Annotated in this window: 19 protein-coding genes; 3 read left to right on the plus strand and 16 right to left on the minus strand. The window is 73.8% G+C overall.

The features are described 5' to 3' along the window. Window positions 1–93 precede the first annotated feature (93 nt). The 5 genes from BLW78_RS16645 to BLW78_RS16665 form a co-directional block, all read right to left on the minus strand. Window positions 94–3,333, minus strand: a complete 3,240-nt coding sequence (locus tag BLW78_RS16645) for a PAS domain-containing protein (RefSeq protein ID WP_091680916.1) — start codon at window positions 3,331–3,333, stop codon at window positions 94–96. A 199-nt stretch (window positions 3,334–3,532) separates the two neighbouring features. After that, window positions 3,533–5,260, minus strand: coding sequence for a hybrid sensor histidine kinase/response regulator (locus tag BLW78_RS16650; RefSeq protein ID WP_091680917.1), 1,728 nt, complete (start codon window positions 5,258–5,260; stop codon window positions 3,533–3,535). Beyond that, the gene (locus BLW78_RS16655) at window positions 5,257–5,718 is read right to left on the minus strand and encodes a response regulator (RefSeq protein ID WP_020094074.1); all 462 of its coding nucleotides are present in this window, start codon (window positions 5,716–5,718) and stop codon (window positions 5,257–5,259) included. Before BLW78_RS16655 ends, BLW78_RS16650 begins: the two co-directional genes overlap by 4 nt. Next, window positions 5,718–7,973, minus strand: coding sequence for an ATP-binding protein (locus BLW78_RS16660; RefSeq protein WP_091680919.1), 2,256 nt, complete (start codon window positions 7,971–7,973; stop codon window positions 5,718–5,720). Before BLW78_RS16660 ends, BLW78_RS16655 begins: the two co-directional genes overlap by 1 nt. A 304-nt stretch (window positions 7,974–8,277) precedes the next feature. Further along, window positions 8,278–8,856, minus strand: coding sequence for a peroxidase-related enzyme (locus tag BLW78_RS16665; protein ID WP_056533601.1), 579 nt, complete (start codon window positions 8,854–8,856; stop codon window positions 8,278–8,280). Window positions 8,857–9,339: 483 nt separating this feature from the next. Here BLW78_RS16665 and BLW78_RS16670 point away from each other — a divergent pair, with 483 nt between their 5' ends. Both BLW78_RS16670 and BLW78_RS16675 read left to right on the plus strand, forming a co-directional pair. Next, the gene (locus tag BLW78_RS16670) at window positions 9,340–10,410 is read left to right on the plus strand and encodes a DUF4424 domain-containing protein (protein ID WP_091680920.1); all 1,071 of its coding nucleotides are present in this window, start codon (window positions 9,340–9,342) and stop codon (window positions 10,408–10,410) included. Between the two features lie 76 nt (window positions 10,411–10,486). Beyond that, window positions 10,487–11,323 carry a lysozyme inhibitor LprI family protein gene (locus BLW78_RS16675; RefSeq protein ID WP_091680922.1) on the plus strand — a complete coding sequence of 279 codons (837 nt, stop codon included), beginning with the start codon at window positions 10,487–10,489 and terminating at the stop codon, window positions 11,321–11,323. A 21-nt stretch (window positions 11,324–11,344) separates the two neighbouring features. Here the strand turns inward: BLW78_RS16675 and BLW78_RS16680 are convergent, their stop codons facing one another. Further along, entirely contained in the window at window positions 11,345–12,322 is a 978-nt protein-coding gene (locus BLW78_RS16680) for a YiiG family protein (protein ID WP_091680923.1), read from the minus strand. A gap of 289 nt (window positions 12,323–12,611) precedes the next feature. Between BLW78_RS16680 and BLW78_RS16685 the strand changes: the two genes are divergently transcribed. Then, window positions 12,612–13,208: an HD domain-containing protein gene (locus tag BLW78_RS16685; RefSeq protein WP_091680925.1), complete on the plus strand. Its 597-nt coding sequence runs from the start codon at window positions 12,612–12,614 to the stop codon at window positions 13,206–13,208. A 22-nt stretch (window positions 13,209–13,230) separates the two neighbouring features. On the opposite strand, the gene BLW78_RS16690 is transcribed toward BLW78_RS16685, so the two are convergent. The 10 genes from BLW78_RS16690 to BLW78_RS16735 form a co-directional block, all read right to left on the minus strand. Continuing rightward, window positions 13,231–14,391 carry a glutathionylspermidine synthase family protein gene (locus BLW78_RS16690; RefSeq protein WP_091680926.1) on the minus strand — a complete coding sequence of 387 codons (1,161 nt, stop codon included), beginning with the start codon at window positions 14,389–14,391 and terminating at the stop codon, window positions 13,231–13,233. Next, complete coding sequence (locus BLW78_RS16695) at window positions 14,391–15,113, minus strand: DUF1190 domain-containing protein (RefSeq protein ID WP_091680928.1); 723 nt, start codon at window positions 15,111–15,113, stop codon at window positions 14,391–14,393. Before BLW78_RS16695 ends, BLW78_RS16690 begins: the two co-directional genes overlap by 1 nt. A 7-nt stretch (window positions 15,114–15,120) precedes the next feature. Beyond that, window positions 15,121–15,519: a DUF350 domain-containing protein gene (locus tag BLW78_RS16700; protein ID WP_020094066.1), complete on the minus strand. Its 399-nt coding sequence runs from the start codon at window positions 15,517–15,519 to the stop codon at window positions 15,121–15,123. Window positions 15,520–15,763: 244 nt separating this feature from the next. Then, window positions 15,764–16,654 carry a TIGR01459 family HAD-type hydrolase gene (locus BLW78_RS16705; RefSeq protein ID WP_091680930.1) on the minus strand — a complete coding sequence of 297 codons (891 nt, stop codon included), beginning with the start codon at window positions 16,652–16,654 and terminating at the stop codon, window positions 15,764–15,766. 116 nt (window positions 16,655–16,770) lie between these two features. Next, window positions 16,771–18,003, minus strand: a complete 1,233-nt coding sequence (locus BLW78_RS16710) for an extracellular catalytic domain type 1 short-chain-length polyhydroxyalkanoate depolymerase (RefSeq protein ID WP_091680932.1) — start codon at window positions 18,001–18,003, stop codon at window positions 16,771–16,773. A gap of 223 nt (window positions 18,004–18,226) precedes the next feature. After that, on the minus strand, window positions 18,227–18,952 hold the full coding sequence (gene dnaQ, locus BLW78_RS16715; protein WP_056533619.1) for a DNA polymerase III subunit epsilon: 726 nt from the start codon (window positions 18,950–18,952) through the stop codon (window positions 18,227–18,229). A gap of 119 nt (window positions 18,953–19,071) precedes the next feature. Beyond that, entirely contained in the window at window positions 19,072–19,287 is a 216-nt protein-coding gene (locus BLW78_RS16720) for a hypothetical protein (RefSeq protein WP_091681050.1), read from the minus strand. Between the two features lie 66 nt (window positions 19,288–19,353). After that, window positions 19,354–19,992 (minus strand): dephospho-CoA kinase, encoded by a 639-nt coding sequence (coaE, locus tag BLW78_RS16725; protein ID WP_091680933.1) that lies wholly within the window; start codon window positions 19,990–19,992, stop codon window positions 19,354–19,356. After that, window positions 19,989–20,837, minus strand: a complete 849-nt coding sequence (locus BLW78_RS16730) for a shikimate dehydrogenase (RefSeq protein WP_091680935.1) — start codon at window positions 20,835–20,837, stop codon at window positions 19,989–19,991. Before BLW78_RS16730 ends, coaE begins: the two co-directional genes overlap by 4 nt. After that, window positions 20,834–21,829 (minus strand): cation diffusion facilitator family transporter, encoded by a 996-nt coding sequence (locus tag BLW78_RS16735; protein WP_091680937.1) that lies wholly within the window; start codon window positions 21,827–21,829, stop codon window positions 20,834–20,836. Before BLW78_RS16735 ends, BLW78_RS16730 begins: the two co-directional genes overlap by 4 nt. Between the last annotated feature and the right edge of the window lie 9 nt (window positions 21,830–21,838).

Below are 21,838 nucleotides of genomic sequence, written 5' to 3' on the forward strand. Positions count from 1 at the left end.
GCCCGTCGCCGCCCGGCTGCGGCGTCAGGCCTCTGTCAGGTCTCTGTCAGGTCTCTGTCAGGTCTCCGCTGGTCCCGGCAGCGCCCCGCCGCGTCAGGGCTGCCCGCCCGGCTGCCCGCCCCTCGGCCGCCTCCGCCGCGCGCCGACGACCTTGCGCAGCACGCGCGAGACCTGGTCGGCGGAGTAGGGCTTGGGCAGCAGCTCGAAGTCGCGGATCCCCTCCTGGGCGAGGGCGTGGCTGTAGCCGGAGGCCAGAACCACCGGCAGGTGCGGCATCCGCTGCCGGAGGAGCCGGGCCAGCGCGATCCCGCCCATGCCGGGCATGACCACGTCGGAGAACACGGCGTCGAAGGCCGCGCCGTCGGCCCCGAGCTGGTCCAGCGCCTCCTCGGCGTTGGTCGCCCAGGTCGTCGCGTAGCCGAGATCCTCCAGGATCTGCGTGGCGAAGCGGCCGACCTCGATGTTGTCCTCCACCACCAGAACCCGCTGCCCCGCGCCGCCGGGGTCGAGGGCGGCGGCCTCCGCGGCGGCGGCGCAGGACGCCTCGGGCTCGACCTGCGGCAGGTAGAGCGTGAAGGTGGCGCCGCGGCCGGGCGCGCTCTCGACCGCGACGTCGCCGCCGGACTGCTTGGCGAAGCCGAAGACCTGGGACAGGCCGAGTCCGGTGCCCTTGCCCACCTCCTTGGTGGTGAAGAACGGCTCGAACACCCGCGCCAGCACGTCCGGCGCGATGCCGGTGCCGGTGTCGACGAGGTCGATCGCCGCGAACGGGCCGGGCGCGCCGGCATGGCCGCGGATCGGCGGCAGCGCCGCGCCGCAGCGCAGGCGCAGGGTCAGCGTTCCGGCGCCGTCCATGGCGTCCCGGGCGTTCACCGCCATGTTGACCAGCGCGGTCTCGAACTGGCTGAGATCGACCCGGATGAAGCAGGGCCGCTCCGGCAGCTCGGTCACGACCGCGATGCGGGCGCCCGTGACCGTGTCGAGGAGGTCGGCCACGCCGCGCAGCCGCGCGCCGACGTCGAGGATCTCGGGCTTCAGCGCCTGTCGCCGCGCGAAGGCGAGGAGCTGGCCGGTGAGCTTCGCCGCGCGGTCCACCGTCTCCGAGACGGCGTTGAGGTAGCGGGACCGGCGCTCCTCCGCCAGGTCCGGCCGGCGGAGGAAGTCGACCGACGAGCGGATGATCGTCAGGAGGTTGTTGAAGTCGTGGGCGACACCGCCGGTGAGCTGGCCCACCGCCTCCAGCTTCTGCGACTGCCGCAGCGCCTCCTCGGCGTGCCGGAGCGCCTCGGCCTGGGCCTTCTCGGCGGTGACGTCGCGGCCGTAGGCGTAGACCTGCGCGCCCTCGACGGAGGTGCGCCACGAGATCAGCCGCAGGGTGCCGTCCCTGTGCCGGTAGCGGTTCTCGAAATCGGTCAGGTCGCGCGCCGCGGCGGCCGCTTCGAGCGCCTCCTGGGTCGCGCCCGCATCCTCGGGCCAGATGAAGTCCAGGAAGCTGCGCCCCACCACCGCGGCGGGCTCGTGCCCCAGGATCGTCTGCCAGGCCGGATTGACCGCGCGGAAGATGCCGTCGGCCCCGACCACGGCCAGCAGGTCGCGCGAGTTGCGCCAGACCCGGTCGTGCTCGGCCGTGCGCTCGGCCACGCGCTGCTCCAGGGTCAGGTTGAAGCGCACGAGCTCGGCCATGAGCCGCTTCTGGTCGTCGATGTCGGTGCTGGTGCCGACCCAGCGGGTGACAGCGCCGTCGGCGCCCAGGACCGGCTGCGCCCGGGCCAGGAACCAGCGATACGCGCCGTCGGCGCGGCGCAGGCGGTACTCGGACTGGTAGTCGGCCCGCGACCGGACGGCCGCCCGCCATTCCTCGTCGACCCGGTCCTGATCGTCGGGATGGATGATCCCCCGCCAGCCCGCGCCGTCGAGGGTGCCGGGCTCCCGGCCCGCGTAGGCGTAGACGCGCGCGTTGAACCAGTTCGCCGCCCCGGCCGCGTCGGTCGCCCAGACGAAGTTCGGCAGCACCTGCGACAGGACCCGGAACTGCGCCTCGCTGGCGCGCAGGGCTTCCTCGGCCTGCTTGCGGGCGGTGATGTCGATCGCCGTGCCGATCACCCGCACGCAGCGCGCGCCCTCGAAGATCCCGCGCCCCTTGGCGGCGACCCAGCGCACGACGCCGTCCTCCTTGCCGACGGTGCGGTACTCCACGTCGTAGACGGCGCGCCGCGCGGGATCGAGGGCGGAGGCGTAGGCCGCGCTCGTGGCCGCCCGGTCCTCGGGATGCAGGCCGGCGTAGTAATCGGCCATCGTGACCGGCACGTCGGCCGAGATGCCGAACATCGCCTTGACCCGCGCGGGCCAGAACAGGGTGTCGGCGACGACGTCGACGTCCCAGAGGCCGATCTCGGCCGCCTCGGTCGCGAGCCGCAGGCGCCGCTCGCTCTCCCGCAGCTGCTCCTCGGTCCGGCGGCGCACCGTGTCGTCGAGATGCAGCCCGTCCCAGACCAGCGTGTCGCCGACGCGGCGGGGGGCCGAGATGATGCGCGTCCAGACGTGGGTGCCGTCCGGCCGGCGCATGGGCGCCGCGACGTCGAAATGCGCGAGGTCGCGGATCGCGGCGGCCTCCGCCTCGGCGACGGCGGCGCGGTATTCCGGCAGGATCAGGTCGTAGGCGACCGCCGGGTCGGCAAGCACGTCCCCGGCCGCCAGGCCGGTCATGCGCTCGAAGCCCTGCGACACGTAGAGGAAGCGCCGGTCGGCGCCGTCGGGGGCCATGGCGAGCTGGTAGACGTAGCCGCCCGGGAGGTGGTCGGCGAGGGCCCGGATCCGGGCCTCCGCCTCGCGCAGGCGCGCCTCGGCCTGGACGCGGCCGGTCGTCTCCGTGCAGGCGCAGTGCAGGCCGGCGACCCGGCCCGCCTCGTCGCGCACCGGCGCGTACGAGACGGTGAACCAGGTCGGCTCGTCGTAGCCGTGCCGGTTCATGGTCAGAGGCATGTTCTCGGACCACGTCGCCGCGCCGGCGAGCGCCCGGTCGATCAGGGGGCCGATCTCCGGCCAGATCTCCTTCCAGACGTCGCGGAAGCGCGCGCCGAGCGCCGCGGGATGCCTGTCGCCCAGGATCTCCGCGTAGGCGTCGTTGTAGAGGAAGACGAGGTCGGGCCCGAACGCCACGAACATCGGGAACCGCGATCCCAGGATCAGGCTCAGGGTCGCCCGCAGGCAGGGCGCCCAGCTGTCCGGCGGGCCGAGCGGCGAGCCGGACCAGTCGTGGGCGCGGATCCGGGCGCCCATCGCACCGCCCTCCGCGAGGAAGGCCGGGGGCGCGGTCCCGACGGTCTCAGGCATCGGACCAGGCGCGTGACTCGGACATGGGGCGAGGAACCGGCGGGACAGGACAGCGCCATCGGTGCCCCAGCGGGCGGGTTCGCGCAACCGCGTCGGCGCGCACGCGCCGCCCGGGACGCCGTGCGGGGCCCGCACGCCGTGTGGAGAACGCCCGGGAGAGCCCCAGAGACGCCAGCGGGACGCCAGCGCGATGTCCCCCTCAGGCGCTCCTGTCGCGGCCCGAGATCAGCCGGAGCTGCGCCGGCGGGCGCGCCGCCAGGGCGGCGGCGACCTTGCCCTCGAGTTCCCCGACGCGGAACGGCTTCAGCACGATCGCGTCGGCGCCGACGGCGCCGGCCTCGGTCAGGGCGGTGGTGTCGGCGAAGCCGGTGACGAACAGGACCGGCAGCGCCGGCCAGCGCTTCCGCACCTCCAGGGCCGTCTCGGCCCCGTTCATGCCCGGCATGGCGAAGTCCATCACGACGAGGTCGACGCCCGGATCCGCCTCCAGGGCGGCCAGGGCCTGGAGGCCCGAGGCCGCCTCGCGCACCGCGTAGCCGGCCTCGATCAGGCGGGTCGTCGTCACCTCGCGCACCTCGGCGTCGTCGTCGACCACGAGGAGCCGGGGGCCGCTCCCGGGCGGGTGCGTCCGCGCGGCCTCGGTCGCGGCCGGCAGGCGGGGCACGGCGCCCTCGGGCTCCGCGGCCCGGGGCAGGTAGACCTTGATCGAGGTGCCCTCGCCCGCGACCGTGTCGATCCGGATGCCGCCGCCGGACTGCTTGACGAAGCCGTAGACCTGGGCGAGCCCGAGACCCGACCCCTTGCCGACCTCCTTGGTGGTGAAGAACGGCTCGAACACCCGCGCCAGCACGTCCGGCGTCATCCCGGTACCGGTGTCGCTCACCGCCACCATGACGTAGGCGCCGGGCGCCGGCTGCTCGGGCCGCGTCGGCGCCCCGGTGACGCTGACATTGGCGGTCTCGATGGCGAGCCGGCCGCCCACCGCCATCGCGTCGCGGGCGTTGATGGCGAGGTTCAGGATCACGAGCTCGATCTGGGTGGCGTCGACCAGGGCCGGCCACAGGTCGGGCTGAAGGGTCGTCTCGATCCGGACCGCGCCGCCGATCGAGCTCTGCAGCAGGTCGCGCATCGAGGCGACCGTCTGGTTGAGGCTGACCGGCGTCGGCTCCAGGCGCTGGCGCCGGGAGAAGGCGAGGAGCTGCGCGGTGAGCCGGGCGCCGCGCTCGGCGGCCCCGCGCATCATGGCGAGGCGGCGCTTCGAGCGGGTGTCGGAGACGACCCTCTCGAGGAACTCGATGTTGCCGGCGATCACCGTCAGCAGGTTGTTGAAGTCGTGCGCGACGCCGCTCGTGAGCTGGCCGACCGCGTCCAGGCGCTGGGCGAGGCGCAGGGCGTCCTCCGCCCGCTCCCGCTCGACGATCTGGGCCTGAAGGGCCTCGTTCGCCGCGGCGAGTTCGCGGGTCCGCTCGGCGATGCGCACCTCCAGCGTCTCGTTGAGCGCCTGCAGGGCGGCCTCGGCCTCGCGCTTGTCGGCGCGGGCCCGCGCCTCGGCGAGCGCCCGGACGATCGTGCGCGGCATGCGGTCGAGGCGCTGCTTGACGACGTAGTCGGTGGCGCCGTTCTTCAGGGCCTCGACCGCGACGTCCTCGCCGAGCGTGCCCGAGCAGAAGATGAACGGCGTGTCGGGGCACTGCGCCCGGGCGATGCCGAGGGCGCTCACGCCGTCGAAGGTCGGCAGGACGTAGTCCGCCAGGATCAGGTCGTGCCGGCCGGCGACCGCCGCGCGGGCGAAGGCGTCGCGGGTCATCACCCGCTCGATCGCGACCGGGTGCCCGAGGGTCTCCAGCTCGGCCTCGATCAGCTCGGCGTCGAGGTCGCTGTCCTCCAGGTGGAGGACGCGCAGCGGCCCCGCGGAAGGTCCGATCACGCGTTCGATGGCCAGCCTCCCCGGTACGGCGGCGGCTCGTTGAGGAGGGCCCAGAACACGCCGATCTCCTTGATCGCCGCGAAGAATTCCTCGAAGGCGACCGGCTTCACCACGAAGGCGTTCACCCCGAGATCGTAGGAGCGCACGAGGTCGGTCTCCTCGCGGGACGAGGTCAGCATCACCACCGGCACCTGGCGGGTGACCGGGTCGCCCTTGATCTTGGCGAGCACCTCCAGGCCGTCGACCTTGGGCAGCTTCAGGTCGAGCAGGACCACCGCGGGGTCCTGGGCCTGCCGCTTCTCGTGCGCGCCCCGCCGGTAGATGAAGTCGAGGGCCTCGGCGCCGTCGCGGCAGATGACGATCTCGTTGGCGAGCTGGCTCGATTCGAGCGCCGCCAGCGTCAGCTCGATGTCGTTCGGGTTGTCCTCGACCAGGAGGATGGGCTTCAGTCCCGCCATCAGTGGGCCTCCTCCCGGATCGGCAGGGTGAAGTAGAAGGTGGCACCCGCGCCGAGCCTGCCCTCGGCCCAGGTCCGGCCGCCGTGGCGCTCGACGATGCGCCGGACATTGGCGAGGCCGATCCCCGTGCCCTCGAACTCCTCGACCCGGTGCAGCCGCTGGAACACGCCGAACAGCTTGTCGACGTAGGCCATGTCGAACCCGGCGCCGTTGTCGCGCACGTAGTAGACCGCCTCGCCCTCCCGGGGCGGGAGGCTGCCCATCGCGATCACCGCCTCCGGGGTGCCGCGGGTGTACTTCACGGCGTTCGACAGCAGGTTCTCGATGACGAGCCGCAGCATCACCGGGTCGGCGTAGGCGCGGCCCAGGGGCGCGATCTCCCAGCGGAGGGTCCGGTCGGGGGTGACGTCGCGCAGGACCTTCCGGCGGACCTCCTCGACCAGGGCGTTCATGTCGCCCCAGACCTTGTTGAGGGCGTGCCGGCCCATCTGCGAGAAGCTCAGGAGGCTGTCGACCAGGGTGCCGGCCGAGAAGGCCGCCTCGATGATCGTCTCCACGTAGTGCCGGCCCTTGTCGGAGAGCTGGGCGCCCTCGCGGGTCTTGAGCAGGTTCGCGTAACCGACGATGTGGCGGAACGGCGCGCGCAGGTCGTGGCTGACCGAGTACGAGAACGCCTCCAGCTCCTTGTTCGAGCGCTGCAGCTCCTCGCTCATGGCGGCGAGCTCCTCGGCCCGGCGGAGCACGATGCCGAGCACCGAGGCGCGCAGGTCCTTGGCGGCCTCCACCTCCGGGTCGGACCAGGGCAGGGAGCGGCCCTGCACGGTCTCCTTCCAGATCTCGAACGACTTGCGCGGGTGCAGCCGGTCCGGGCCGCCCTCCGGGTCGGGCCGGACGGCCTTCACGGGGTTGCCGCCCCACTTCACCGTCCGCACGACCTCGGGCCTGAACCAGAGGATGTAGCTCGCGTACTTCTTCGAGACCGAGATCGCCAGGAGGCCGCTCGCCCGGTCGGCGAAGGCGGCGGCGGCCGGGAACGCCTCCGACAGGGCCTCGGAGACGAAGACCTCCTCGGCATCCTCGCGCTCGGACAGCCACCGATAGAGGGCGCGGACCTCGCGCTCGGTCGGCGTCGCCCCGAGCAGCCGGCAGCGGTCCGCCGTGACCACCGCGGCGCCAGTCGCGTCCACCAGGGCCAGGACGTCGTCGGGGTGGTTGAGCAGGCCGTCGACGAAGCTGTCCTCCTCGGCCATGAACGCGAGGAGGCGCGCCTGCACGGCGCCCAGCGCCAGCCGCTTTTCGGACTGGGCGCCGCGCTCGCGGGCCGAGAGCTGCAGGGCGAAGATCTGGGTGAGCACGTCGCAGGCGTTGCGCGCCTGGAGGGGCACGCGCCTGGGCGCGCGGTTGTGGCAGGAGATCAGGCCCCAGAGGGCGCCGTCGACGAGGATCGACACCGACATGGACGCCATCGTGCCCATGTTGCGCATGTACTCGACATGCACCGGCGAGACCGAGCGCAGCACCGACTGGCTGAGGTCCAGCGGCCGGCCGGAGGGCGTGGTGGCCGGCCGGATCGGCACGGGGACGTAGCCGGCATCCGGGATGATGCGCAGCCGGTTCCGGCGGTAGAGCTCGCGCGCCTGGGCCGGGATGTCGGAGGCGGGGAAGCGCAGGTCGAGGTAGGAGGGCAGGACGCCGTTGCCGGCCTCCGCCAGCACCGTGCCGTGCCAGTCGCGGTCGAACCGGTAGACCAGGGCCCGGTCGAGGCCGGTGATCTGGCGGATGTCCTCGGCGACGAACTGGCAGAGGTCCTCGACGGTGCGGGCGGTCTGCAGGCGCTCGACGAAGGCCCGCAGGCGCGGGGTGAGCACGTCGACGCCGATCTCGGCCGCGGCCGCGTCGATCTCCTCCAGCTCCAGCACGACGAGTTCGTCGACCCGGTGGGCCGCGACCTCGTAGGCCTGGCGCCCGCCGGCGGTCTCCAGCGTCACCGTCCGGAGATAGAGGGCGCCGTCCTGGGGCTCCGCCGCCTCCAAGTGGTGGCGGACGACGGCCGCGAGGTCGGGCAGGGCCGCGTCGAGGACGGTGCCGACGGAGGCCGCCGCGGGGGCGTTGGCGCTCGCCTGGACGATGGTGAGGGACCGGGCCTCGAGGCCGAGCAGGAACCCGTGCGGCTGGACGCTGCCGACGATGTGGATGGGCTCGCGATCGCACGCGGTCAGGTCGAGACGCTGGGCCGCGCCGCTTCGAAGGTTCAAGCCGGGATTCGCCCCCTCACCGGGTCGGCCACAAAATTTAACGCCTGTTAACAGCCGGACCGGGCGGCTCCTATAGGCTTAAAGCACTGGTAAGGACGGCGCGCCCCGTCCGCGCCGCGTCCCCGCGCGCGGTCGCCGCCGGGCTCAGAGGGCCGGAGCCGCTTCATCCGCTCCCCGCGCGCGACGCCAGGTCGCACGGCGGGGCTCCGGCGGTCCCGCGGGGCGCCGAGCCTTCCGAAGGGGTGGTGGACACCCGGAAACCGCCCCGGCGGTCCGGTAACCGGCGGCGAGGGACGCCGCGCCGTCAGCCGCGCCCCAGCGCGTAGAATTCCGGGTTGGGCCGCATGTTGCTGACGTTCGCCAGCCGGTTCGACAGGCCGAAGAAGGCCGCGATGGCGGCGATGTCCCAGGCATCCGCGTCGTCGAAGCCGTGGGCCCTGAGCGCCGCGAACGCGGGCTCCCCGACCTGGTGGGCGGACTGGCTGACCAGCATGGCGAAGTCGAGCATCGCCTTCTGCCGGTCGGTGATGTCGGCCTTGCGGTAGTTGATCGCCACCTGGTCTGCGATCAGCGGGTCCTTGGCGCGGATCCGGAGGATCGCCCCGTGGGCGATGACGCAGTACTGGCACTGGTTGATGGCCGAGGTCGCCACCACGATCATCTCGCGCTCGGCCTTGGTCAGGTTGCCCGGTCGGTCCATGAGCGCGTCGTGGTAGGCGAAGAACGCCCGGAACTCGTCCGGACGGTGGGCGAGCACCAGGAACACGTTCGGGATGAAGCCGGACTTCTCCTGCACCGCCTCGATCCGCGCGCGGATGTCGTCCGGCAGCGTCTCCAGGCGGGGGATCGGGAAGCGGCCGATCGGGGCGTCTTCGGCTGGCACGGGGCGCTCCTCGCAGATCGTCGCGGATCGAGCCGGCGCCCGGGGCCGCCGGCCATCCCGGGCAGCCGATAGACCGAACGGTCGCGGCGGCGCAATCGCGCGCGGCCGCCGACGGCGGTGTCTTCTCACAGCCTCGACCTGACGCCTCGACCTGACGCCTCGACCTGCCATGGCCCTCTCGGTCGGCCTCAACTCTGCCCGAAAGCTTCCATTCGGTCCGTCCGAGATTCGGCGGTGCGCGTGCGGGCGCGCCGCGGGGAGGATGGTGTGCGACCGATGACGCCTTCGCCGAAGCGCTCACCGCCCTGGGGCGGCGGATCGAGGCCCGTCTCCCACCGGGACCGACGGTTGCCGAGCCCGCTCCGCGACTGAGCCGGAGGCGTGACCGGATCGTCCGAGACCCGCCCGCCGATCGCTGACCGGCGACGCGCCGGTTCTCACCCCGCCCCGCACCGACGGATCCAACCCGCGAGCCCGACAGCCGTGCGAATCCCATCCACGACCCGCATCCCGCGCCTGACCCTGCTCCTGCCGGTGATCCTGTCGGCGGCCCTGTCGACGGCTCTGTCGTCGGCCCTGCCGCGTCCGGCCAGGGCCGACGACAGCGTCGCGACCCTCGCGACCGGCGGTCTCGTCCTGAAGAAGACGGACCGGATCGCCCTCGTCTCCGAGGACCTCTTCCTGTCCGAGAAGGCGGTGCGGATCGTCTACCGCTTCCGCAACCTGACCGACCGGGACGTCGAGACGACGATCGCGTTCCCGATGCCCGACATCTCCGGGGGTCCCGACGCGATGCTGAGCATCGCCGACCCGAAGCACGACAACTTCCTCCGCTTCACCACCGAGGTCGACGGCCGGCCGGTCGACTCGCAGGTCGAGCAGCGCGCCTTCGTCACGCCGGCCGGCAAGCCGGAGGTCGAGGTGACCGGGCGGCTGCGGAGCCTCGGCATCCCCCTCGTCCCGACGGTCGAGGCGACCGAGGCCGCGCTGGCCGCCCTGGGCGCCGATCAGCGCCGCGGCCTCGTGGCGGACGGCCTCCTGGAGCCCCAGGACATGGGCAAGGGCACGACGAGCCTGTTCCCGGTCTGGACCCTGCGGTCGAAGTTCTGGCGCCGGCAGGTCTTCCCGGCGGGCCGCGACGTCGTCGTCCGGCAGAGCTACGTTCCGGGCGTCGGCGGCCTCTCCAGCCTGTCGTTCGGGACCCCGACCGAGGGCGCCGACGAGAAGGCCGAGTACGCGCGGAAATACTGCACGGACGCGGCCTTCCTGAAGGCGGCCCAGGGGCTCGCCCGCAGGATCGCGGCGGCGGGCGGGCAGGGGGTGCAGGCCTTCGAGCAGTACCTGTCCTACGTGATCACCTCCGGCGGCAACTGGGCCGGGCCGATCGGCACGTTCAAGCTGACCGTGGACAAGGGCGATCCGACGACGCTCGTGTCGTTCTGCGCCACCGGACTCCGCAAGACCGGCCCGACGACCTTCGAGAGCGTCGTGACGGATTACGTGCCTCGGCGCGACATCGACATCCTGATGCTCAAGACCACGACGGGCCGATGAGCGGCGGCGCGCCATCCTGCCCGGATCCGGAAGGCCCGATGGCCGATCGCGTCCAGACCGCCACAGGAGGATATCCGTGCGTAGCCAAGCCCGTCCGGCGCGCCTGAGCCCGCGATCGTTCCCCCGATCGATCCTCCGATCCGGTCTCGTCGGCGCAGTCTGTGCGCTCGGCACCGTCGGCGCCCGGGCGGCGCCGGATTGCGCCGGGATCCGGGACAGGGTCGAGACGCTGATCTGTGCCGACCCCGCCCTGACGCGGCTGGACGAGGAACTCAGGCGCCTGTTCGACCGGATCGTGGGCGAGACGCGCGGGGTCGACGGCGAGACCGGCCAGGCGATCGACACCTTCGGCGAGGACCACGCGCGCTGGCGCGCGCGGGTCCGCGATGCCTGCCCGGACACGGCCTGCCTGACGCGGGCCTACACCGCGCGGATCGCGCAGGTCCGGCGCGACTGGGGCCGGGCGCTGCCGGACACGCCGACGCTGCGCCACGTGGTCAACGCCCGTTTCGGCTTCTCCGTCGACGTGCCCGCCGACCTCGTCGCGGAGCCGCCGCCGGACAACGGCGACGGGCAGGCCTTCCGCTCGGCCGACGGCCACCTGCACCTGACGGTGTCGGGCCTGAACGACGTGCTCGACCAGGATCTCGACGCCGCCGTGGCCGCGGACCGGAAGACCTGCCTGCGGCAGCCGCCGGAATACGCGGCGCGCAAGCCCGGCTGGATCGTGCTCTCCTGCACGACGGCGGCCGGGATCCTGTATCGGAAGACCCTGCTGGCGGGCGGCCGCGGCGGCGCCTTCGTCACCCTGCGCGTCCGCTACCCCGCGGCCGAGCAGGCGCGCTGGCAGGCGGCCGTCACCACGGCCGCGACCTCGCTGCGGCTGACGGAACCGGGCCGGAGCGCCCGCTGACGGGCCCCCGGACACCCCCGGTCAGCGCGAGAAGGTCGTGGCCGTCTGCGCGGTCGACACCATCATGTTGTAGTCGTTCACGATCCAGGTCACGTCGCGCCCGGCGCCGCGCCGGGCGTCGCCCCTGGCCTTGGCGAGCTTGTCGTCGAACTCGCGCAGCTTGCCCAGGAGCGCGCGCGGCCGGCTCTCGAACACGTGGAAGGAGTTCGGGTTGGCGGCGCTGTACCCGTCCATGTCCTTCACGGCGACGGCGTAGCGCCCGAGCGCGGCGTCGAAGGCCGCCATGTCGACGACCGGCTTGGCGTCGGTGGGCAGCAGGTCCATGACCTTGCGGCAGGCAGTCATCACGTTCGCGACGTGCCAGCGCGCCTTGCGGCCCTCCCGCGCCTCGATGGCGGCGAGTTCCAGCGCGTCGCTCCTCTCCTTCTCGACCCGCAGCGCGGCGTCGACCTTGGCGCGCGCCGCCAGGAAGGCCGGCCCCGCGACGGCGAGCTTGGCGTGGAGCGCCTTGCCCTGCTCCATCTTGTCCGCGCGGTAATCCTGCCGCTCGTAGTAGCCCTCCGCCTCGGTGACCGTCGGGGCGAGCGCCTGATAGGCGGCGATGTAGGTCTTCACGGCGCCGTCGAGGTCCGGCATCGCGGGCGGCTGCGCCGTCGCGGCCTCCGCCTTCGCGATCTCGCCGCGCACGTCGTAGAGCCCGTAGAGGCCGTAGATGATCCGCTCGCGGCCGGTCGGACCGGTCTTCATGTTGACCCAGCTCTGATAGCGGCCGAGCGATTCCTGCGCCCGCAGGGTCCGGTTGAGGAGCCCGACATAGGCGTTGAGCTTGCGGATCGTCTCCTGAGCCGGATCGCTCTCGGGCTTGGTCGCCGGCCCCGCCGGTGCCGGGGCAGAGGCCTGCGCGGGGGCCTGCGCGGGGGCCTGCGCACGGGCCGGGGCGGCGGCGAGCAGCGCCGTCAGCATCAACCAAGTCGTCGTTCTCAGGCTCGTCGCTCTCATGGGCGCTGGGGATCCTCCGGATGGTTCTGCCCCTGTAGCCGGCGTTCCGCGCGAAGACCAGACGCGGGATCGGGTCGATCGCGCCCAATAGATCTCTCGGGATCGACAGCGGCGCGTCTATCGGGGCGCTCGACGATCACATCCCCGATCATCGTCACGGGGACGATGATCTCGCGGGGCGTCGGAGCGCGAGGCCGGGAAGTCCATCGCGGGTGCCCGAAGCGTCTTCCCGGGCCTGCGGCGCGATCCGCCTCGTCCCGCGGCGGCGGATCGGGTAGAGGATCGGCCGATGCTCGACGGCCATCCCCGCATCCTGGCTGACCTGCGCGCCCGGCTGGCCGAGCCGCACCGGGTCTATCACGGCCAGGCCCATATCGACGCGCTGCTGGAGGCGTTCCGCGCCCGCCGCGGGATGGTCCACGATCCCGACGCGGTCGAACTGGCGATCTGGTTCCACGACGCCGTCTACCGGCCGGGCGCCGCGGACAACGAGCGCCGCAGCGCGGCGCTCCTGCGGGCGCTGCCGGAGGGCGCGGTCCCGGCGCCCACGCTGGCGGCGGCCGAGACGATGATCCTGGCGACCGAGCGGCACGCCGTCCCGGACGGTCTCGCGGCCGCGCTCGCCGCGGACGTCGCGCTCTTCCTCGACATGGACATGGCGATCCTGGGTGCGGCGCCCGCCGCCTACGACGGCTACGCCGCCGGCGTGGCGCGGGAATTCGTCCCGGTCGTGGGCGCGGCCGCCTACCGGCAGGGGCGCGCGGCCTTCCTGCGGGGGGCCCTCGCATCCGGCCGGCCGCTGTTCGTCACCGCCCGGGCCCGGGCGGAGCTGGAGGGGCCGGCGCGGTCGAACATGCGGCGGGAGCTCGCGGCGCTGGGCCGGTGAGCCGCGGCGGCGCGGGACTGGGTCACGGGTCGATGAGGTGCGGCACGAAGCGGGCCCGGTCGGTGGTGATGAGGCCGTCCGACTCGCGCAGGCACAGGCCGGCGGGCCGGTCGCCGACCATCCAGCTGCCGACCAGCGCGCGGCGGCCCGCGAAATCGGGCAGCTCCGCCAGGGCTTGCCGCACGTAGCCCTCGCCGCCGTAGGGCCCCTCGTCGCGCGCCGCGACGGCGCCGTCGCGCACGATCAGCACGTTGGCGCCCTCGCGCCCGTAGAGGGGCTTCTTCACGAAGCTCCGGCCCAGCGCGGCCTTGGCGGGGTCCGCCTCGAAATAGGTCGGCAGCAGGTTGGGATGGCCCGGCGCCATCGCCCAGAGATGGGCCAGCAGCCCCTTGTTGGAGAGCACCGCCTTCCAGGGCGGCTCCAGGAACCGGGTCGCGGCCGCGCCGACCGCGCGGCCGAACGGGTCGGCGAACATCCACTCCCACGGGTAGAGCTTGAACAGGCAGCCGATCGGGGCGCCGGCCGCGTCCACGAAGCGCCCGTCCGCGTCGAGCCCGATCGCCTCGACCGGCAGGAAGGGGGCGGGGCGGCCGGCCTGGAGCGCGCAGTCCTGGAGATAGGCCAGCGTGCCGCGATCCTCCGGCGCGTCGGGGAAGCCCGCGAAGGCGACGCCCTCCGGGGGCGCCACGGCGGCGAGGCGCGCCACCAGCGCCTCGTGCAGGGTGTTGAACTGGTCGGCGCCGGCGGGGAGGCGCCCCCGCGCCAGCCCGTCCTCCAGCCAGAGCCACTGGAAGACCGCGCTCTCGTAGAGGGCGGTGGGCGTGTCGGCGTTGTACTCGAGGAGCTTGGCCGGCCCGTCGCCCCCGTAGCTGAAGTCGAAGCGCCCGTAGAGGCTGGGATCGCGCCGGTCCCAGCTCGCCCGGATCGCGTCCCAGGCGTGCTCGGGGATCCGCAGCGAGGCGAGGATCACCGCGTCCCGGACCGCCCGGTCCACGAAGGCGAGGCAGAGGTCGTGCAGCGCGGCGCTCGGCGCCTCGATGGCGTCCTCGATCTCCGCGAGGCTGAAGGCGTAGTAGGCGCTCTCGTCCCAGTAGGGGGCGCCGTCGAACGTGTGGAAGGTGAAGCCGGCCCGCGCGGCGTGCTGGCGCCAGTCGGGCCGCTCCGGGACCGGCACGCGGCGCATCAGCCGCCCCCGGATCCGCCCCCGAACCCGCCGGCGCGGCCGCTCGAGCCTCCGGAGAACGCCGTCGCACGCCCGGTGCCGCCGAAGCCGCCGCGGCTGATCGTGCGCGGGGTCGCGCTCGTGGTGCGGGCGACCGAGGCGGGGACGTGGACCCGCGAGGCGCCGCCCGCGTAGGCGACCCGCCCGCCCGCACCGGTGCAGTAGCCGCCGCCGTGCCCGGCCGTCGCGGCCCCGGCCTCGTCGCGCTCCTCCTCGGGCGCGTGCGGGTAGAGCGGCTGGACCGGCAGGTCCTGCGCGTCCGTGCGCCCCATCATGAAGGCGGCCATCACCGGCAGGTAGCGGCCGCGCGCGGCCTCCGTGACCTGCGCGCCCGGGGTGCAGCCGCCGGTCCCGTGGTGGCGCTGGCAATCGGCCTCGGTCTCGTAGCGCGGCGCCGTCGCCGCGTAGGTCTCCTGCGCGCTCTTGTAGGCGGCGATGCAGGCCTCGGCGCCGCGCAACTGCTGGGCGATGCAGGCGCCGAGCGTCCCGTAGACGAGCGCCTCCTCCTCGCGCTGGGACGGGTCGAGGCCGCCGAGCGTCAGGGCGGCCGCGCCGGCGCCCGCGACCAGGACCAGCGACACGGCGGCCGAGCGCTTGGAGCGGCGGGTGGCGGCGAAGCCGGTCCCGGGCCCGCCGGCGGCGGCGTCACCGGAAGCGGCGGGAGGTGGCGCGGTCTCCGTCACCGGCCCCTCAATAGGTCATCGAGGCGGCGTTCACGACGCCGCCCGCCAGCGAGGCCGCGCCGAGGAGGATCGCGGCGGCGGCGCGGTCCTCCTCGATGCGCCGCGACAGGTCCGGCACCGCGAGGCGCACGAGCCAGTAGATCGCGATCTGGATCACCAGGGCGATCAGCCCCCAGATCAGGCAGTCGAGCAGCGACCGCGCGTTGTAGATCGCCACCGCCAGCGGCAGGGTGAAGCCGACCAGGCTCCCGCCCAGCGCGACGGCGGCCGCCGTCACGTCCCGGCGGATCAGCGCGAGCTCGTTGTGCGCGGTGGCGAGGGTGTAGATCAGCAGATAGAGGCCGATCAGCCCGGTCGCGGTGCCGAGATAGAGCAGGAAATCGGGCAGTCCGGAGACGAGGGTCACGCAAGACCCGCCGTCTCGCCGGTTCCGATCGTCGCGAGCATCGCGGCCGGACAGGTCTCCCGGTCGAATCGCCCGACACGCGAAGCGGATATCGGGGCTGATTGCTGCGCGCGGGACCGATTCACACGCGCGAATCCACGCAATTTCCCGCGCGGTGTCAAGCTTGTCGGGGATTTCAGGGGGTTAGACTGGCGGCAATACGCGCAGGACCCGCCTCGAAGGGCCCGCCTCGGAGGACCGGCCGCTACCAGACCAGCCGCTCGATCACCGCGTCCGGATGCACCGCCTGCCGGCCGAGCCATTCCGCCACGTCGCCCAGGCGGTGATGCGCGGCCGTGACGCCGAGTTCCTCCGCGTGGATGCCGCGGGCCACCAGCAGGCTGGCGATGCCGACGCCGCGGGCGCCGGCGATGTCGGTGCGGATCGCGTCGCCGATCGCCAGGACCCGCGCCGGGTCCACCGGGACCCCGGTGAGCGCTGCCCCCTTGGCGAGCGCCGCCTCGTAGACCGGGCGGTGCGGCTTGCCGGCGTAGACCACGGGGCCGCCGATCTCCGCGTAGGCCGCCGCGAGCAGGCCCGCGCAGGGGATCAGGCGGTTGCCGCTCTCCACGACGAGGTCGGGATTGGCGCAGATCATCGTCAGCCCGCGGGCCGCCAGGCGCTCCAGCTCTGGCCGGTAATCGTCGGGGGTCTCGCTGCGGTCGTCGAACAGGCCGGTGCAGACGACGAGGTCGGCCTCCGTCTCCGGGACGAGGCTGAGGTCGAGCCCCTGGAAGATTCCGAGGTCGCGCTCCGGCCCGAGATGCCGGATCCGGGCACCCGGGCGCGCGGCGATCAGGTCGTGGGTGAGGTCGCCCGAGGTCAGGATCGCGTCGTAGGCCTCCCGCGGCACGCCGAACCGGTCGAGGATGCGGCCGACGCCGTCGCCGGGCCGGGGCGCGTTCGAGACGAGGACGACCCGGCGCGGCCGCGCGCCCGGGAGGCCGCGGAAGCGGATCAGCGCCTCGCCGGCGGCCGTGTGGGCCTTCTGGCCGTCGTGCAGCACGCCCCAGACGTCGCAGAGGATCAGGTCGTACCGGTCGGCGACCTCGGCGAGGCCCTGGAGGGTCGGGATCGGCGCGGGGGTGGTGCTCATGGGAGGTCCTGGATGCAAAAGGTCCGGGACCTTTTGTGGAGGCGGGGCAGCGCCCTGCGATACAGCAGGGCCGCGCCCTGACAACCCGCCAGCGCGCGCAGCCCTCCGGAAACCCCTTACGGGCGCCCCGCCGGTCCCAGCCGGTGCTCGGCGAAGAAGTCGAGCATCGCCCGGGACGCGTCGGGCCCCTCGGGATCCGTATAGCTGCCGTCGGGGCGGCCCCCGGACCAGGCGTGGCCGGCGCCGCGCACCCGCCAATCCTCGACCACGACCCGGCCCGCCTCGTCCCGGTAGCGGGTGCGGGTGAAGGGGTGGCCGCGGCCCTCGAAGGTCTCCGACCGCGGCGTCAGCCCGGCGACCTTGGCCTGGGCGAGCACCTGATCGGCGTTGCGCACGCTCACGGTACCGTCGTCCTCGCCGTGGAAGATGATCGTCGGGACGCGGGTGGCGGGCGCGGGCGTACCGAAGGATGTCGGGGTGCCGAGACCGGGGGCGCCGACCTGCATGGCCATCAGCGCCGAGCCGAGGTCCCGGGCGCAGCCGGCCGCGAGGCCCGAATGCACGCCGACGGCGGCGTAGAGATCCGGGTAGGCGCGAGCGATGTTGAGGGCGGCGGCGCCGCCGGCCGACAGGCCGGCGATGTAGACCCGGGCCGGGTCGATCGGGTGCTCCGCCATGATCGCGCGGGTGAGGCCCGCGATGATCGCCGGCTCGCCCGCGCCGCGGCCCTGGTCCCGGGGCTCGTACCAGTTCCAGCAGCGCTGGGCGTGGGCCTGGCGGCTCTGGGCCGGGTAGGCCACGAACACGCCGGCGCGCTCGGCGAGGGTGTTCATGCCGGTGCCGGCGGCGAAATCGTCCGGGTTCTGCGTGCAGCCGTGCAGCATCACGATCAGCGGCGCCGCCCGGTCCGGGTGGCTCGGGATGAACAGCTTGTACTCGCGGGTGCCGGCGGGCTCGGCATGGGTCAGGGACACGAAGCGGCCCCCGGTCCCGCCCGCCCGGTCGGCGGGCGGCGGGGCCGGCGACCGGAGCGGGTTGCCCAGGCCCTTCAGCACCGGCGCGAGCCCGCGCACGACCTGCCCCACCACCTCGCGCATCCGCGTCCCGGACTCCGCCGCGGGACTGCGCGTCTCGGCGGCCGGCGCGTCGCGGCGCGCGGGAGGCTGCGGCGCGGCCGGCGGATCGGCGGGCGGAGCCTTCTGCCCCCCGAGGCTGCGCTGGATGAGGGCGGTCGCCTCCTCAAGCCGGCCGAGGCCGGTCAGGCGGGTGGCCTCGATCATGTCGGCGAAGGGTGACGGGCCGGTCTTGTCGTCGCGCTGTCCGTCGCGACTGCCGAAATCCTCGGTCATGCGTGCGCGCCTCACTGCCTCAGCATCTCCGTCACGGCCGGATCCGGCGCGCCCGTGCCTCCCCCGAGGGAGCGCACCGGCACCGCGCGGGCCAGCCTCCGTCACCCCGCGAGAGGCTCCGTCGACGGCGTTTTGTGCATTGCAATAAACGCCCCTGTGCGATGCGGCAACAGCCGGCGGCGCGCGGCAGGCGTGCGGATCGGAGAGCGGGACGGACCGGCGATCAGGCCGGATCGTCCGCCCCGATATACTCGGCCCAGATCGCGGCAGGACCGAGGCTCGCGCGGAAGCTGTCGTGCCGGGCGCGCTCTGCATCCGTGAGGCGAGACCGGTAGGGGCGGGGCGCCGCCGGAGCCGCCGACGCCAGGGCCGCCGAGCCGGCCACCGGGGCGGCTGTCGCGGCCTCCAGGAGGCCGAGGCTGGTCTGCTTGCCGCCGAGCAGCTCGACGTAGACCTCGGCCAGGATCTGCGCGTCGAGGAGCGCCCCGTGCTTGGTGCGCCGGGTGTTGTCGATGCCGTAGCGGCTGCAGAGGGCGTCGAGGTTGTTGGCCGCACCCGGGTGCTTGCGCCGGGCCATCGGCAGGGTGTCGACGACGTCCTCCAGCTGGATCGGCGGCGGGGCGTTCGCGCCGAGCCGGGCGTATTCCATGTTGAGGAAGCCGACGTCGAAGGGCGCGTTGTGGATCACGAGCCGCCCGTCGGCCAGGAAGGCCAGCAACTCGCCGACGATCTCGGCGAAGAGCGGCTTGTCGGCGAGGAACGCGTCGGACAGGCCGTGGACGTTGAAGGCGCCCTCGGAGACCGGCCGCTGCGGGTTGCAGTAGCGGTGGAAGGTCCGGCCGGTGGGGATGTGGTTGAGGAGCTCCACCGCGCCGATCTCGATCAGCCGGTCGCCTCCCTTCGCCTCCGTGCCGGTGGTCTCGGTGTCGAGGACGATCTCGCGCAGCATGGGTCTCGCGACTCGCGGGGGGGTGGGGGCGGACCCTAGCGGGATAAGCCCGAGCGGTTAACCCGCCCTGCACGGCCGTCCCCGTCCATCACCGTCGACCAACCGTCGAGCGCCTCGCCCTACCGAGAGGTGTTGCGGTAGACGCAGACGGGTCCCCGGTCCTCGTAGCCGCCCGGGCAGGCGGTGACGCAGGCGCCGGCCGCGACCTTCTTCGGCGGCGGGCAGTTGGCGGCGTACTGGGCCTGCGCGGGCCCGGCCGCCAGCAGCGCGAGAAGGGTTGCGGCCCGGATGCCGCCCGACCGAATGCGATCAATCCCGCCCCAGCGCCGCGCCATCACGTCCATCCTGCCGTCCGTATTCCCCCCGGAACACAACCGCAGATATTCAATCCTCCGGGCGTTTCATCCGTCGCCGCGGTGCGGCGGCGCACGGTGCGCCGTCAGGCGCGCGACGATCCGCGCGACCGCGGCCTCGGCGGCGGCGAAACCCCGGCCCGTGTCGATGACGAAATCTGCCCGGGCGCGCTTCTCGGCGTCGGGCATCTGCTTGGCCAGGATCGCCGCGAAGGCCGCCTCGGTCATGCCGGGACGCGCGAGCACCCGGTCGCGCTGGATCTCGGGCGGGGCGCTCACCACCGCGACCGCGTCGCAGCGGCCCTCGCCGCCGGTCTCGTAGAGGAGCGGGACGTCGAGGACGACCAGCGGCGCCGCCGCGTGCCGCGCCAGGAAGTTCGTGCTGGCCGCCCGGACCAGGGGATGGACGATGGCCTCCAGCGCCGCCATCCGGTCGGGCGCGTCGAGCACCGCGGCGCGCAGCCGCGCCCGGTCGACGCCGCCGTCGTCGCCGAGCACGCCGGGAAAGGCCGCGCCGATCGCCGCGGCGGCCGCGCCGCCCGGCCCGTAGAGGGCGTGGACGGCGGCGTCGGCGTCGTGGACCGGGACGCCGCGCTCCGCGAACATCCGGGCCGTGGCCGACTTGCCCATGCCGATCGAGCCGGTGAGCCCGAGGATGACGGGTCCGGATCCGGCCTTCGGGGTCATCCGGCGAGGTCCGCCACGATCCGGTCGCGCAGCTCGGGGGTGACGGCGGGGCGCGGGCCGAACCACGCCGCGAAGCCCGGCACCGCCTGGTGCAGCAGCATGCCGAGCCCGTCCACGGCGGCGAGCCCCCGCCGCCGCGCCGCCGCCAGGAGCTCGGTCTCCAGGGGCGCGTAGACGATGTCGGCCACGGCCGCGTCCGCCGGCAGGGGCGACAGGTCGACGGCGAGGGGCGGCTGGCCCTTCATGCCCAGGGACGTGGTGTTGACGAGGAGGCCTGTCCCGGGAAGCGCCGCCGGCAGGTCGTCCCAGGCGAGCGCCGCCCCGACGCCCGGCGCGAGGGCCGCCACCGCCTCGGCCCGGGCCGCGGTGCGGTTGGCGACCCAGACGCACCGCAGGCCGCGCTCGGCGAGCCCGACCACGATCGCCCGCGCCGCGCCGCCGGCGCCGAGCACCAGGGCGGTGCCGCCCGCCCGGTCCGGCCAGGCCGCGCCCAGGCTGTGGTCGAGATGGGCGCAGAAGCCCGGCGCGTCGGTGTTGTCGCCGCGGATCCGCCCGTCCGGCCCGACCACCAGGGTGTTGACCGCGCCGATGGTTTTCGCCCGCGGCGTGAGCGTGTCCACCAGCGCGAAGGCCGCCTCCTTGTGGGGGATGGTGACGTTGCCGCCCCGGTAGCCGGACGCGGGCAGGGCGCGGATGAAGTCCGGAAAGGCCTCCGGGGCCACGTCGAGCCGCTCGTAGGAGCCCGGGATCCCGTGCACGGCGAGCCAGTGGCCGTGGATCAGCGGCGAGCGCGAGTGGGCGATCGGGTGGCCGACCACGAAGGCGCGGGGCTGGGCGCCGCTCACGCCGCGCAATCCTGAGCGAGGCGGCAGGCCGGGCCGCCGGCCTCCTCGACCTGGAGGGTGGCGTGGCCGATGCCGAACCGGTCGCGCAGGCCCTCGGCGGTCTCGGCGAGGAAGCCGTTACTGGGCTGGCGGTGGGCCTGATGCCCCTCCTGCATCACGAGATGGACCGTCAGGGCGACGCTGGTGGTGCTCATGGGCCAGATATGCAGGTCGTGGAGGCCGGCGACGCCCGGCCGCTCGAGGAGGAAGCCGGTCACCGCGTCCGGGGAGATCTCCGGCGGCACGGCGTCGAGGGACATGGCCACGCTGTCGCGCAGCAGGCCCCAGGTCGCCCAGACCACCAGGGCGGCGATGACGAGGCTGACCGCCGGGTCGAGCCAGGCGAGGCCGGTGAGCTGGATCACGAGGCCCGCCACCACGACCCCGGCCGAGACGGCGGCGTCGGCCACCATGTGGAGGAACGCCCCGCGGACGTTGATGTCGCCCTTGGCGCCGCTGGCGAAGAGCCACGCGGTCAGGCCGTTGACCAGGATTCCCACCGCCGCCACCACCATCACGGTCGTGCCCGCGACGGGCTCCGGGTGGACCAGCCGGACCAGCGCCTCCCAGATCACCGCCCCCATGGCGATGAGCAGGAACACGGCGTTGAACAGGGCGGCCAGGATCGAGGAGCCGCGGTAGCCGTAGGTGAAGCGCGCGCTGGCGCGACGGCGCACCAGGATCGCGGCGATCCAGGCCGCCGCGAGGCCCAGCACGTCCGAGAGGTTGTGGCCGGCATCGGCCACCAGCGACATGGAGTTGCTGAGGTAGCCGTAGGCCGCCTCGATCACCACGAAGGCGGTGTTGAGCACGATGCCGATGGCGAAGGCCGTGCCGAAATCCTTCGGCGCGTGCGCGTGGCCGCCGAGGCCGCCATGGGCATGACCGCCCTGGGCGTGGCCGCCGTGGGAATGCCCCCCGTGGCCGCCGTGCGAATGGTCGTGTCCCGCCAAGGCGGTACT

The sequence above is a fragment of the Methylobacterium sp. 275MFSha3.1 genome (genome assembly GCF_900108435.1).
Classification (GTDB): Bacteria; Pseudomonadota; Alphaproteobacteria; order Rhizobiales; family Beijerinckiaceae; genus Methylobacterium.